14 protein-coding genes and 2 pseudogenes are annotated in these 13277 nt (G+C 70.3%); 8 read left to right on the top strand and 8 right to left on the bottom strand.

Features of this window, described 5'->3' with window-relative positions; translation table 11 throughout:
- Positions 1-89: 89 nt before the first annotated feature.
- Positions 90-1325 carry a PP2C family protein-serine/threonine phosphatase gene (locus ACWGH4_RS06295; protein ID WP_453456296.1) on the bottom strand — a complete coding sequence of 412 codons (1236 nt, stop codon included), beginning with the start codon at positions 1323-1325 and terminating at the stop codon, positions 90-92.
- A gap of 399 nt (positions 1326-1724) precedes the next feature.
- On the opposite strand from ACWGH4_RS06295, the pseudogene ACWGH4_RS06300 reads away from it, so the two are divergent.
- Positions 1725-2002 (top strand): annotated as a pseudogene (locus tag ACWGH4_RS06300) (IS5/IS1182 family transposase); the annotation flags it as partial.
- A 75-nt stretch (positions 2003-2077) separates the two neighbouring features.
- Here ACWGH4_RS06300 and ACWGH4_RS06305 read toward each other — a convergent pair.
- From ACWGH4_RS06305 to ACWGH4_RS06315, 3 genes are all read right to left on the bottom strand, one after another.
- A complete protein-coding gene (locus ACWGH4_RS06305) occupies positions 2078-2629 on the bottom strand; it encodes a DinB family protein (RefSeq protein ID WP_453456299.1) in 552 nt (183 codons plus the stop codon).
- Between the two features lie 171 nt (positions 2630-2800).
- Positions 2801-2926, bottom strand: a complete 126-nt coding sequence (locus ACWGH4_RS06310) for a hypothetical protein (protein WP_453456302.1) — start codon at positions 2924-2926, stop codon at positions 2801-2803.
- A gap of 21 nt (positions 2927-2947) precedes the next feature.
- On the bottom strand, positions 2948-3448 hold the full coding sequence (locus ACWGH4_RS06315) for a GNAT family N-acetyltransferase (protein WP_453456305.1): 501 nt from the start codon (positions 3446-3448) through the stop codon (positions 2948-2950).
- A 213-nt stretch (positions 3449-3661) separates the two neighbouring features.
- Here ACWGH4_RS06315 and ACWGH4_RS06320 point away from each other — a divergent pair.
- Positions 3662-4401: pseudogene (locus ACWGH4_RS06320) on the top strand (transposase).
- A gap of 55 nt (positions 4402-4456) precedes the next feature.
- Here ACWGH4_RS06320 and ACWGH4_RS06325 read toward each other — a convergent pair.
- Positions 4457-5101 carry a CBS domain-containing protein gene (locus ACWGH4_RS06325; protein WP_453456308.1) on the bottom strand — a complete coding sequence of 215 codons (645 nt, stop codon included), beginning with the start codon at positions 5099-5101 and terminating at the stop codon, positions 4457-4459.
- 362 nt (positions 5102-5463) lie between these two features.
- Positions 5464-6255: an SDR family NAD(P)-dependent oxidoreductase gene (locus ACWGH4_RS06330; RefSeq protein ID WP_453456311.1), complete on the bottom strand. Its 792-nt coding sequence runs from the start codon at positions 6253-6255 to the stop codon at positions 5464-5466.
- Positions 6256-6327: 72 nt separating this feature from the next.
- Here ACWGH4_RS06330 and ACWGH4_RS06335 point away from each other — a divergent pair, with 72 nt between their 5' ends.
- Positions 6328-6939, top strand: coding sequence for a TetR/AcrR family transcriptional regulator (locus ACWGH4_RS06335; RefSeq protein ID WP_453456314.1), 612 nt, complete (start codon positions 6328-6330; stop codon positions 6937-6939).
- Entirely contained in the window at positions 6936-7739 is an 804-nt protein-coding gene (locus ACWGH4_RS06340; protein ID WP_453456317.1) for a maleylpyruvate isomerase N-terminal domain-containing protein, read from the top strand. The genes ACWGH4_RS06335 and ACWGH4_RS06340 overlap by 4 nt, the downstream gene beginning before the upstream one ends.
- 243 nt (positions 7740-7982) lie before the next feature.
- Here ACWGH4_RS06340 and ACWGH4_RS06345 read toward each other — a convergent pair whose 3' ends face one another.
- Entirely contained in the window at positions 7983-8447 is a 465-nt protein-coding gene (locus ACWGH4_RS06345) for a MarR family winged helix-turn-helix transcriptional regulator (RefSeq protein ID WP_453456320.1), read from the bottom strand.
- A 30-nt stretch (positions 8448-8477) separates the two neighbouring features.
- On the opposite strand from ACWGH4_RS06345, the gene ACWGH4_RS06350 reads away from it, so the two are divergent.
- Complete coding sequence (locus ACWGH4_RS06350; RefSeq protein ID WP_453456323.1) at positions 8478-9542, top strand: GNAT family N-acetyltransferase; 1065 nt, start codon at positions 8478-8480, stop codon at positions 9540-9542.
- Between the two features lie 309 nt (positions 9543-9851).
- On the opposite strand, the gene ACWGH4_RS06355 is transcribed toward ACWGH4_RS06350, so the two are convergent.
- A complete protein-coding gene (locus ACWGH4_RS06355) occupies positions 9852-10436 on the bottom strand; it encodes a TetR/AcrR family transcriptional regulator (RefSeq protein ID WP_453456326.1) in 585 nt (194 codons plus the stop codon).
- 139 nt (positions 10437-10575) lie between these two features.
- Here ACWGH4_RS06355 and ACWGH4_RS06360 point away from each other — a divergent pair, with 139 nt between their 5' ends.
- The 3 genes from ACWGH4_RS06360 to ACWGH4_RS06370 all read left to right on the top strand — a co-directional run.
- Positions 10576-11394 carry an SDR family NAD(P)-dependent oxidoreductase gene (locus tag ACWGH4_RS06360; RefSeq protein WP_453456329.1) on the top strand — a complete coding sequence of 273 codons (819 nt, stop codon included), beginning with the start codon at positions 10576-10578 and terminating at the stop codon, positions 11392-11394.
- The gene (locus ACWGH4_RS06365; RefSeq protein WP_453456332.1) at positions 11391-12302 is read left to right on the top strand and encodes a DMT family transporter; all 912 of its coding nucleotides are present in this window, start codon (positions 11391-11393) and stop codon (positions 12300-12302) included. The genes ACWGH4_RS06360 and ACWGH4_RS06365 overlap by 4 nt, the downstream gene beginning before the upstream one ends.
- Positions 12303-12453: 151 nt before the next feature.
- A partial coding sequence (locus tag ACWGH4_RS06370) for a fructosamine kinase family protein (RefSeq protein WP_453456335.1) occupies positions 12454-13277 on the top strand: 824 nt, incomplete at its 3' end.

The raw sequence follows: 13277 nt of genomic DNA on the forward strand, positions 1-13277 counted from the left end.
CTGCGCGCGCCTTTCCCTGCTTCCGTGGTGGGGCGAGCGCCCAGGGTGCTGTGCTGCAGTCACCTGATAGCCCGCCGTCTTGGCACGGGTCACAGGCGGACGACGACGAGGGCGATGTCGTCCTGGCTGCCGCCGGTGACGCCCAGGTGGGCCAGCAACGCATCGGCGAGTTGTTCAACGGGGAGGGTGCTGTACTGGGCGAGGGCGTCGGTCAGCCGGGTCAGGCCGGCGTCGATGTCCTCACCGCGGCGTTCGATGAGACCGTCGGTGTAGAGCACAAGCGTGTCCCCCGGGCTGTAGGACAGGCCGGCCTGGGGGCGGGGGACATGATCTGGTCGGGCGCCCAGCGGCGGGTCTGTGGCCTGGTCCAGCAACTGCCGGCTGCCGTTTGGATGGAGCAGTACCGGCGGTGGATGGCCGGCGTTGCTGTAGATGATCAGCCGGCTGCGCGGATCGATGAGCACCTTGACCACGGTGGTGGCGAGCGCACCGTCGACCGCCCGGGCATACAGACCCAGTACCTCCAAGGCCTGCGCGGGGCTCGGAACGGCCCGGATGGCTGCGCTCAGGGCGCTGCGGAGCATGCCCATGACGGCGGCGGCCTGCAGGCCGTGGCCCACGACGTCCCCGACGGCGATGGAATAGCGGTCGGGCGGCAGATCGACCACGTCGTACCAGTCGCCGCACACGTTGAGTGAGCCGCTGGCTGGCAGGTAGCGCACGGCGATGTCCTGGTGCCTGTCCAGGTCGGGCGCGCGGAGCATGACCTCCTGAAGGGTGACGGCGATTTCCCGCTCGCGGGCATGCGCCTGGCGAAGTTGCTCGTTCAGCCGTTCCAGATCGTGCGACCGCGCGTATACCTGGGCCGCGATACCTGGACCCTGCTTGCTCAGCGGTGGGGTGAGCTCACGGATGACGGGGGAGCCCATGAACTCGGTGACATCGTCGGCCCGCACGATGATCCACTTCACGGCGCCGTCAGGCCCCAGGACGGGGCTCGACAACCCGCACCACCATCGCTCCTCGATCTCTCTTGGCCGACCGACGACGGGAACGTCGAATCGCTGCGGCGCCACCACATCGGGCTCGCGGGAGTCGAGCACATGCTGGAGGGAGGAACCGAAACCACGCGCCGCATCCGCCGCGGCAGGCGTGTCCGGGAATGCCTCCAGAACTGACCGCCCGGCCAGTTCTTCGCGGGTGCTACCGGTAATCCGGAGGTAGGCCCGATTCGCGTATCGGACCACCAGGTCGGCGTCCAGCACCAGAAGCGGGTTCGGCGCGGCGTCGAACAGCTCCTCGAAATCGATCTCCGCTGTCGTCACGCGCGTGCCTACCCATCTCTACGAGCGCGACCGCCTTCATCTCCAAACTACGAGGTACCCGCCACGTGCGCCCGCCGGACGACTGCCGGTCCGATCCGCAGAGCACTGGCCTGGCTCCCCGACGGCGCTTCGCCTGGCGTTGGGATCAAGCCGCACGACCGTGTTGTGTACCTGCTTGCCTTGGTCTGGGCTTTAACGTGGCCTGATGACGCGGCAAGATCCAGGAAGGGACCCTTCAGTCCCCTCGCGTGGCGTTGGCCTTCGTGCACGTGCCAAACGGTGGTGGCGTCGTCAGTCGGCCGGCGTCAAGGGCCTGCTCTCACCGTAGTCGGCGGGATCATCGTGTTCGCCGTGACCGAATGGCTGGGGCCAGGGTTGGTTCACATTGCTCAGCGCATCAGCTCACGCCGCAACCGGCGCTACCTGCGGAGACGCCAGATCAAACACACCATCCCCGGACCCGAAGGACCAGCGGGTCAACCGTAAACGACGCCGCAGCAAGGGGCGGCCGGCCCACCGGCTTCGACACCGAGATCTACAAACGCCGCAACGAGGTCGAGCGAACGATCAACCGGCTCAAGAACTTCCGAGCCGTCGCCACCCGCTACGACAAGCGGGCCTACGTCTTCCACGGCACCGTGACCACCGCCGCGATCCGCTTATGGCTCCGGCCGTGATCGCTCGACAGAAAATCGCCCTTATCAGGGGTGAGCATGATGGAGGCTGACCATCCCTCCCCGCCGTACTTCAGTTCACCTCGGCGGGTCCTCGCCTGTAAGCCCGTCGACGGATTCACGGATGAGGTCGGCGTGACCGGCGTGGCGGGCGTACTCCTCGATGAGGTCAAGGAGAATGCGGCGGAGGTTGGGGCGTTCGCCGCTACGGGTGGTGTAGGCGCCGAGTTGGTCCAGCCCGCCCTTGCTGAGCGCCTCGTCGACGATGGCACGGGAGCGGGCGACTGATTCCTGCCAGAGAGCGCGCAGTTGCTCGGGGGTGTCCTCCGCGGCGGAGCGGTAGTCCCAGTCGGGAGTGCTGTCCCAGTTGACGGTGTCCCAGGGAGCACCGACGGGGGAGCCGAGCCACAGCCGGGCGAAGTGACTGTCTTCTACTTTCGCCAGATGCTTGAGGAGGCCGCCCAGAGTGATGCTGGACGTGCCGAGTGTGGCGCGAAGGCCGGAGGCGTCCAGGCCAGAGCACTTCCAGGCAAGGGTAGCCCGCTGCCGTTCGAGGGCGCCGAGGATGGCTGCTGTCTCGGTGCCAGCGAGTGGAGGTTCTGGCCAAGCTTCGGTTTTGCTCTCAGTCATGGCCGCAGACCTTAGCGAACGGAACTGACCGTGCAGCCGACGGGTGAACCGCAACGAACCGATCACTCAGGAACTGCTGGCTCTCACTCGCGGGCCTCGCACTGGTGTGCCGCACGGCAGCCTGCAGCGCGGCACCCATCCCTGCAGTCAAAACAGGGCGGTGTGACGGTGTCATTTCTTCGGGTCGGCGCCGTACGTCACGACGTCCGGGACTCCGAGCGCCATGCCCGTGATGCAGCCCTTGTCCCACACCCCGCATTCGTCGCTGTCCAGGCCCCCGGCAGCGCGTCTGCGCATTCCCGCTGCCCCACGGAGGCGTCAGGCTTTCGTAGGAGTGCTCGCCATCGCCCCCGGCGGGCGCATCATGAAGACGTCGATCGGGTCCTGGGCTTCCACGACGAATCCGTGGCGCTCGTAGAGTCGACGGGCAGCACTGCCCTGCAAGACGTTCAAGCCCACGGTCATGCCCTGCGCGTCCGTTCGCTCCAGTACCGTGCGCAACACAGCGGATCCGAGCCCTCGGCCCTGACAGCGCGGAGCCAGGTAGAAGTGCTCCAGCCACTGCCTGCCTTCGGCGGGCCGGACCGTGACGCATCCTGCGAGTTCACGGTCGATCACGATGATCGACGTGTGCTGCGGGGAGAAGGAGTCCCGCAGCCGCTGCCGTACCCGGTGCTCGTCGTAGCGCCCAAGGCGTTCCAAGTCCGCACGCATGACCGTGGCCCGCAACTCCGCGATCACCTCGATGTCCGCTGCCACCGCAGAACGCAGCCCCCAGCCCGCGGCGTGCGCCGACGTTGCCCGTGCAGGCACTGCCATGTCCGATCGCGTACCGCTCCCCATCACCCCGGCATCCATGGCCGGAGTATCTCAGTCCGCCTGCCCTGCCCAGGCGCACGGGCATCTCAACCCGACTACCCAATGCCACCGCGACCTCAATCGCGGACCGGGTCGTTAGGCGCACGAGTGGTTGCAGCGAACCTCGCTGCTCCGGCATCCACATGCCTCATGTGCCTGATCGCCGGCTAAAAGCTGTCCTGGATAGCCCCGTTCTCCGGGCTGAGCCCGCGTCAGTTCGGCAGGCTGATCACCGCGTTCCGGCGTGAGGGTCAGATCCGGTGCGCAGGGGCCGGCCGTGGAGCCTGCCGCTGGAGGGCCGAGTGCTGCTGGTGGCCGCGTACTGGCGTACGAACCTGACACTGCGCCAACTGGCGCCGCTGTTCGGGGTGTCCAAGTCCGCGGCCGACCGCATCATTGACCACCTTGGACCCGCGCTCGGCCTCCAGCAGCGCTAGCGGTTCCGCAGGGACACCGTGCTGGTCGTGGACGGCACCCCGGTCCCCACCCGCGACCATCAGGTCGCCGAGCAGTCGAAGAACTACCGATACTCCACCAACCACCAGGTCGTCATCGACGCCGACACCCGGCTGATCGTCACGGTCGGCCGCCCGCTGCTCGGCAACCGCAACGACTGCAAGGCGTGGGAGCTGTCCGGCGCCAAGGACGCCGTCGGCCGCACCACGGTCATCGCGGACGGCGGCTACCGGGGCACCGGCCCGGTCATTCCGCACCGTCGCGAACCCGGCCAGGCCGCATTGCGGCCTGGAAAGAGGAGCAGAACGCCTCCCACCGCAAAGTCCGCGCCCGCGTCGAGCACGTCTCGCCCGCATGTAGACCTGGAAGATCCTCCGCGACTGCCGTCTCAAGGCGACGGTGTCCACCACGCCATGCTCGGCATCGCCCGCCTGCACAACCTCGCACTTGCCGGGTGACACAGGAACAAGCAGGCCGTCACCCAGCCGTCAAAGATCGTTTATGGGACAGCCCTTAGCCCGCCCGGGCGACGGCGAGGTGGGCGTCCACGTCGACGACCCCGTCGACGCCCTGGCAGAGGCCTACGATCACCAGGACGAGACGCGGGTTCGGGACGTTCCCCCGGAGGGTGACGACCCCGTCCCGGGCCTCGACCGCGACAGCGCCCTCGTCCAGGCCGAGGATGCGTCCCAAGATGTGCTGCTCGACCTCATTGCGGATCTCGGCGTCGGAGCGGATGAAGGCGTTCAGCAGGTCGCTACGGCTGACGATGCCGGTGAGAAGCCCGTCTTCGCCGACCACCGGCAACTGCTTGACGTGCCGCCTGCGGAGTTCCCGCGCGGCCCGGGGGATCGTCCAGTCGGCGCGTGCGGTGAAGACCGGGCTGCTCATGAGCGCGCCCGCGGTCCGGGCCCGGGCCTTGCCCCAGGCGCGCTCGTCGTTCCCGTCCTGCCCTTGCGGATCGGGCATGCCGGTCTCGTGCCGCAGCACGTCGGAGGCGGACACGACTCCGACGGGGGCGCCGTCGTCGTCGATGACGGGGGCCGCGACGATGTCGTTCGCGTCCAGTAGAGCGGCGATCTCATGGAGCGGTGTACTGGGGCGGAGGGTGATGACCTCCCCGGTCATCACGTCACCGACCGTGCGGCGGTGCAGCATGGCCTCGGCCTCCTCCGTTTTTTGCGGCGGGTGGCCGCGGTCGGAGCGCCCGGGCGATGTTGCGCGGCGCGTCGGCCCCGCGGCCCTGCTGGTTGGTGAACGCGTCCTCCCTACCCATGACAGCACCCCGCCGCTCGGGAGGCCAGCGGTTGTTTGACCTGGTAAGGAGGGCCAGCGGCGCTGCGGCTCCTGCGACCAGCCGCATGTTCATGGAGATGATGCGCACCCCCGAGGGCCGCACCCTGGTGCTGGACGTCCTACCGGCGACCTTCCCGTGGGTGCGCTACCTGCCCGCCCACGACATCCGCGAGTTCTCCGTGGAGCTCGGCGCCGCAGCCGACCTGGGGGAGGAGCGGCGCCGGTCAACGGCGGGCCATGCGGCCCATGAACCGGACGGTCAGGCGGCGCGGCAGGAACTTGCTGACGAGGGCGAGCCGACGGCCGTTGGTGATCACCGACGGGGGCGCGGAGCGGCGGCCGAGCGTGTCGAGGGCCACCTTGACGACGTGGGCGGGCGTGGCTCGCTTCGTGCCGTAGTCGGCCGACTGGCTGCCGGCGACGTCGTAGAACTCGGTCTTCGTGGCGCCGGGGCACACGGCGAGGACGCGTAGACCGGTGTCGTGGGTCTCCTCCCACAGCGATTCGGTGAAGCTGAGACCGAAGGCTTTGGTGGCGCCGTAGACGCTCAGGTACGGGGTCGGCTGGAAGCCCAGCAGGCTCGCGACGTTGATCAGGACGCCGGTGTCGGCGGAGGTCAGCGGGTCGATGTAGGCGCGGCTGAGGTCGACCAGCGCGCTGACGTTCAGGGCGATCATGCTCTGCAGGCGGTCCGGGTCCTCGTCGGTGAGGGCGTTGTGGGTGGCGAAGCCGGCGTTGTTGACGAGGCCGGTGGCGTAGATGCCGCGGGATTCGAGTTCGGCGCGCAGGGTGCGGCCGGCGTCGGGCAGGCCACCGAGGTCGCGGGCGACGACGGTCACCGTGACGCCGTGGGCGCGGGTGAGTTCGCCCGCCAGGTCCTTGAGCCGGTCCGCTCGGCGGGCGACGAGTACGAGATCCGCGCCGCGACGGGCCAGCTGGCGGGCGAATTCCGCACCGAGCCCGGAGCTGGCTCCGGTGACGATGACGGTCTGGCGGAGATAGTCGATTTTGCTCATGGTTGCACTCTAGGCACGCTCTTGCACTCAGTGCAAACAGTTGCATCTCGCGAAGAGATGTACCATCGGTGCATGACTCAGAAACCGGCACCTCTTCGTGAGCAGACCCGCTCGGTGGTTCGCGCGCTCCTCGCCAAAACCGCCCTCGAACTGTTCGCCGCCAAGGGGTACGACGACACGACACTCGACGAGATCGCCGCCGCAGCGGGGGTCTCCAAACGGACCCTGTTCAACTACTTCCGCAGCAAGGAAGACCTCGCCCTCAACGGCCTGTCCGAGCAGGGGGAATTGATCGCCGCACGGCTCGCCGAGCGCCCGGCCGACGAGGATCCGTGGACGTCGCTGCGTGCTGCCTTCCAGGTGCTCGAGGAGATGGACATCACGGCCGAGCGCCGGCTCGAGATGATCACGCTGCTGTTCGGCAATGAATCCCTGCGCGCCGGCCACGCCGAGAAGCAGGCCCGCTGGCAGGACCTGCTCGCACCGCTGATCGAGCCGCGACTGCCCGACTCCGACCGCCGCGCCCTGCAGGCGCGCGCGATCGCGGCCGCGGCGATCACCTGCCTTCAGGCAGCAACAGAAGAGTGGATGCGCCTGGGCGGACAGGCCGACCACTTCGACCTGTACGACACCGCCGTAGAGGCGATCCGCCGCCCTGGCCCGCAACCAGAGAAGACGACATGAGCAGGCGCCTGCCCCCCGCCGACCTGCCGAACATGGCCGCCGCCCTGCGTGCCGAACGCGCCGAGATGCTGGGCTTCACCAGCAGCCTCACCGACGTCGAATGGACCGCGCCCAGCGCCGCGGCCGGATGGCGCATCGCCGATGTCGTCGCCCACATCGGCGCGACGGCCCGGAGCTTCTACACACCCGCCGGAATGCGCACGATCTTCGCCGGCAGCCTCGAACAGGTCAACGAAGACCCCGTCGACCGGCGGCGCCACTGGAGCCGCGGGAAGGTGATGGCCGAGTACCAGCGCGCCAGTCGGCGAGCCACCATGCTCCTCGACGTCGTCAGACGCACGCCCGCCGCCCGAGTGCGGGTTCCACTGGCCGAACTCGGCCGCCACCCCCTGGCGCTGATGATCAGCGGCGCACTCGTCTTCGACCATCACACGCACCTGCGCCACGACATGGCCCCGGCGCTCGGCCGGCCCGCACCGCCCACCGACGCGGACCGCATGCGCGCGGTCCTGACGTGGATGATCGCCGTACTGAGCAATCAGGTCGCGCAGGCGCCAGTCGCCGGGCTCGACGCCCGCGTCGCCCTGACCCTCACCGGCCCCGGCGGCGGGACCTGGTGGATCGATGCGTCGGGCGGCCTGGCTCCGTCCAACGGCGCGGTCGCCGCGCACGTCACCGCCCCCGCGCTGACGTTCCCCGACTGGGGCACGCAGCGCTCTTCCTGGCGCGACAGCGACGTGACGGTCACCGGCGACACCGGGCTCGCCGCCCGCTTCCTCGACGCCGTCAACGTCATCTGACCGGGGCACGGGAAGCCCGCCTCCCAGGCGGCCCCGGACCGCTTGTGCGCTCCTTCTGGTGGCGGCGAGTTCCGGCCGGGGCGCCGGCTTCGCGGGCCTCGACGGCTTGTGATCGTCGGCCGACACAGGGCGAACGTTGCCTGACAGCCGGCGCAGCCGTGGGCCCGGACCGGCTCCGCGGACTCGCCGGGCCGCTCGTCGCCGTCGGCGGCCCGGTGGGGCCGTCCGGGTAACGGGGACGCCCTACGGACCATCGGCGATCTTCTCCGCGATGCGGCCGAGCACAGCGAGTTCCTCAGGGCCGAGCCGGTCGACGAAGTGCCGTCGCACGGAGGCGACATGGGTCGGGGCGGCTTCCCGGAGCGTGTCCCATCCCGTCTCGGTGAGGACCAGGAGGCAGCCCCTTCCGTCGGCGGGGTCCGGTGCGCGCCGGATGAGTCCGCGCGCCTCCATGCGGGTGGCGTGGCGGGACAGACGGCTTCGCGACCACCCCATCTTGGCGGCCTGTTCGCGCAGCGTGCTGGTGCCCTCGGCGCGCTCGGACAGGGTGCTGAGCACCTCGTAGTCCGGCTCGGACAACCCGTGCGCGGCCAGGTCCTGCGCGGTGCGGGCCTGCACCGCGGTCACCATGCGGAGGTACGCCCGCCAGACGCGCTCCTCATCGGCTGCGAGCCAGCGGACCGAAGGGTCCGTCTCATTCGTTGACATGTAATCAACCTACCGGCTAATTTCGTTTCCATGACAACGAAACGGCTTCGCATCGTCGTACTGGTCTGCAGCACACGCCCCGGCGCGCTCGGCCCCGCCGTCGGCGAGTGGCTGACCGAGACGCTGGCGCCGAGCGCCGACATGCTCGACGCGGACCTCGTACCCCTGGCCATCGGCGATCTGGGCCTGCCCTTCCTGGACGAGGAGGAGCACCCGTCGACCGGCGTCCACCACCACGAGCACACCCGCCGCTGGAGCCGGATCGTCGACGGGGCGGACGGCTTCGTCTTCGTGACGTCGGAGTACAACTACGGAATGCCGGCGACCCTGAAGAACGCGCTCGACTACCTGGGCCCGGAATGGGCCTGGAAGCCGGTCGGCTTCGTCAGCTACGGCCACACCTCGGCCGGCACGCGCGCGGTCCAGCACGCCAAGCAGGTGGTGACCACCCTGCGCCTGGTCCCCTTGGGGGCCACCGTCGCGATACGGATCGCGGACGCGATGCGGGAGGACCGCTTCGCCCCCGCGGTGCGTCACGCTGACGCCGCCGAAGGGCTGCTGGCGGAACTGGTGCGGGTCTCACGGGCATTGGCCCCGCTGCGTGAGTTCGGACGCGCGGACGCCGTGGCGGGCCCGCTCCCCGGCTCGTACGCGCGGCGTCTCGGCCCGGACGACGCCCCCGAGGTGACGGCGCTTCAGCGCTGCTGCTGGATGGAGGAGGCGCTCGCCAACGACACCCTGGCGATCCCGGCGCTCCACGAGTCGCCGGACGAGGTGCGCGCCTGGCTGGCCGACTGGCACGCGACGGGACTGTGGCGGGACGGGCGGTTGCTCGGGATGGTCCGCACGCGTCGCATCGGAGCCGACCTGCATGTCGGGCGACTCGCCGTCGCCCCCGACCTGCGGGGGCTCGGCGTGGGCCGGTGGCTGCTGGCCCGGGCCGAGTCGGCCGGGGAGGGCTGTCGGCGTATCGTCCTGTCCACCGGCGCTGCCAGCCACCGCAACCTGACTCTCTATCAGGGGCAGGGGTACGCTCCGCTTCCCGATGCGCCGGACGACGGCGTGGTGGGTCTGGCCAAAGCCGTCCCCGCCTGAGCGCCGGCGCCGTCGACTCCGGCAGGCCCGCGGCCGGAGCGGACGCCTGTGCCGCGGACCAGTCGATCGGGCCGGCCGGCGGGCGTCCACGGCTGGGAGCTGTCCGACGGACCCGATGAGCGCGGCGGGCCCGGTGAACGCGGCATCCTGACCGCCGTGGTGTGCGCCGAGGAGCACCTCCATGCCGACGGTCTCCGCGTGCGCTGCACCTCGACCTCGGCCTGCCTCGGTGCTGGGCCCGGGCCCGCGTCCGCCTCCCAGGTCGAGCGGCGAGGCCGCTGACTGCAACTCCTGGCTGCGGCTCTCGGCTCAGGCGCGCGGGCCGGCGCCGTGCAGCAGCGTGTCGATGATGCGGGTGGCGAGGGTGTCCGGGTCGGCGCCGTCCGCGTTGCCGTGCAGGGATTCCCCGATGAGCGCGTAGTAGACCCGGCGCACCCAGTCGAGGTCGGCCGCTTCGTCGATGAGCTTGTCGTCCTGGGCCCGCTTCAGCACGGCGATGCACCTGCGGGCGATGTCCTGATGGATGACAGCGGCCTCGCCCTCCGGGTCGGCCGGCAGCTCCAGGGCGAACGCCCAGGCGCTTTTGACCTGGAGCACGTTGGCCGTGATCCGGTGCATCGCCACCAACGGCGGTGCGGTGTCCGGCCGGCCGTCGTCCACCGCCTGGGCGAGCTGGCGGGCCGCGGACGAGGCCAGCGCCTCGATCAGCGCCTGCCGGTTGGCGAACCGCCGGTGGATCGTCGTGCGGGCCACTCCCGCGGCCGCGGCGATCTGCTCCATGGAAGCCCCCGGCTCTTCGGCGAGCACCCGCTCGGCAGCCTCCAGGATCGCGCGCACGCTGCGCTCCGCATCCGCCCGCAACACTCTCGGCTCTCGTGCCGCCGTCTCGCCCATCACGCCTCCTGCTCCACCACTTACCAGAGACACGATACATCTCTGATGCCGTCGCGCGACTATCTGCATCAATGCTGTTGCAGTTGCTTGGATTGCTGATACATACTCCTCCCAGTTGCCCTCGACTGAAGGAGAACTCGTGCCCAGTACTGCTCTGATCACCGGAGCGTCGTCCGGCCTCGGCGCGGAGTTCGCCGCGCAGCTCGCCGCCCAGGGACACGATGTGGTCCTGGTGGCGCGCTCCGGCGACCGGCTTGCCGCCCTTGCCGAGCGCCTGATCGCCGAGCACGGCGTCCGCGCCCATGTACTGGTCCAGGACCTCGCCGAGCCGGACGCGGCCCGCCGCATCGCCGACCGGCTGGCCGCCCGCGAGCTGAGCATCGACCTGTTGGTCAACAACGCCGGCTTCGGGACCTGCGGCCGCTTCGAGGAGATACCCGGGGCCCGCGACCACGACCAGTTGATGGTCAATGTCGTGGCCCTCGTCGACCTCACCCATGAGCTGCTGCCCGGCATGCTGGAGCGCGGCCGCGGCTCGGTCGTCAACGTCGCTTCCAACGCCGCCTTCCAGCCGTCCCCTTACTTCGCCGTCTACGGTGCGGCCAAGGCCTTCGTGCTGAACTTCGGCCTCGCCCTGCGTCAGGAGTACCGCCGGCGTGGCATCCGCGTGCTCACCTTGTGCCCCGGCCCGGTCGAGACCGCCTTCTTCGACACCATCGGAACCCGCCGGGCGGCCGTCACCGGCTCCATGACCACCCCGGAGCCCGTCGTACGCGCCGCGCTGCGCGCGCTGGAGCGCGACCGCGGCTATGTCGCCCCCGGACTCGGCAACGCCCTGACAGCACACCTGACGCCCCGTCGCCCCCGGACCCTGGTCGCGGCCATCGCCGAACGCGTCACCCGGAAGGTCCTGGCCACCTCGGCCGCCCCCTCGACGTTGCCGGAGCACGCCGCATGAGAGCCTCCGCCGCCCCCGTCGGCGCCGCCTCGGCGATGTTGCTCGTCGGCACCTCGACCGCGGTCTCCGCCACCATCGCCGACTACCCGGTCTTCGCCGGACAGGCCTTACGTTATGCGCTTGCCGCGGCCATCCTGCTGGCCGTCGTAAGCCACCGGCGCCTGCCCCGCGTGCGCCTGACCGCACGGGACGTCCTGCTGCTGATCGCGCTGGCCGCCACCGGTCTGGCGGGGTTCAACGTCTTCCTCGTCGAAGCCACCCGGCACGCCGGGCCCGCCATGATCGCCGCCGTGGTCGGAGCAGTCCCTCTCGTGCTCGCCCTCGTGGGGCCATTGATGGAACGCCGGCGCCCCGCACCCCGCACCGTCGGCGCCGCACTCGTGGTGGCACTCGGCACAGCCGTCGCAGCCGGCCTCGGATCGGGCAGCGTGACGGGCCTCCTGCTGTCCCTCGGTGCACTCGCCGGCGAGGTGGCGTTCTCCCTGCTGGCCGTCCCGCTCCTGCCCAAACTCGGCCCCCTGAGGGTCGCCGCCTATCCCGCCGCGCTCTCCGTACCCATGCTGCTGGCCGCGGGCCTCGCCCTGGACGGTACGGACTCCCTGCGGCTGCCCACACCCGGCCAAGCCGCCGCCTTCGGCTACCTCGGCGCGATCGTCACCGCGGCCGCGTTCTTCCTGTGGTACGACGCACTGCGCCGCCTCGGAGCCGACCGTGCGGGCCTCTTCGCCGGCCTCGTGCCGGTAGGCGCACTGCTCACCACCGTCGCACTCGGCCTCGGCCAGGCAGGCCCCGCCGACGTCACCGGCGCCCTGCTCGTCACAGTCGGCGTCGCCGTCGGCCTGCGACAGCCCGGCCGCGCCCGTCCGGGATCGCACCGTCCCCAGGCGGCAGTTGACGAGTTGGTCTGATCGGTGTTCATCCAGGCAACAAGAGCTCGCGCGGACAGGCGGCCGACAGGGCGGCGTTGGGGGTGTGCGGCCCAACTAGGCTCAACCAATGAGCCGTCGCGGGCTCGGGCCTGATGGCCGTGATGCGTGACCGGCAGAGAGGAGCACACCCGTGACAGAGGCGACGTCCTTCCTGCTCGAACGCCTGCACGCGGCCGACCAGACCGACGTCGTCGCGGTCGAGCCAGCCACTGGAGGCCTCGCCGCGACCGCGGGGCTCGCGCGCCGCATCGACGGCACGTCGGTGTTCGTCAAGGCGTTCGGCGAGCCACCGTCGGACGACACCTTCGCCGCAGAGGCCGAAGGGCTCACCGTGCTGCGCGAGGCGGGAGGCATCGCCACCCCCGAGATCATCCTCGCGGACCGTGACCTGCTCGTGCTGTCCGTGCTGCAGCCCCGTCCGAGCACCGAGGCCATCTGGGAGCAGCTCGCGCATGCGCTCGCCCACCTGCACACCACCACGCGGTACCCCCGATTCGGGTGGCACCGGGACAACTGGCTGGGCCGTCGCCGGCAGGTCAACACCTGGGAAGAAGACGGGTTCGAGTTCTTCGCCCAGCACCGTCTGCTGCGCTGGCTCGGCGAGCGTCGTGTCCAGGAGGCGCTCGACGCCGCAGACCGGGCGGCGCTGGAGCGGCTGTGCGACCGGCTGCCCGACCTGCTGCCGGTCAGGCCCGCGTGCCTGACGCACGGCGACCTGTGGGCGCTGAACGTCATGGCTACGCCCGACGGGCGGCCCGCGCTGATCGACCCGGCCGTGTCATACACGTGGGCCGAGGTCGACCTGGCCCACCTCTGGACGACAGCGCCACCGCCCGAGGCGCATGTGTTCTTCGAGCTGTACGCCGAGCTGACCGGGCTCGACCGCGACTGGCGCGAACGGATGCCGATCCTCCAGCTACGCCAACACCTGGCTGTGATCGCCCAGTTCGACCC

It is taken from the genome of Streptomyces sp. NPDC054847, assembly GCF_053610925.1.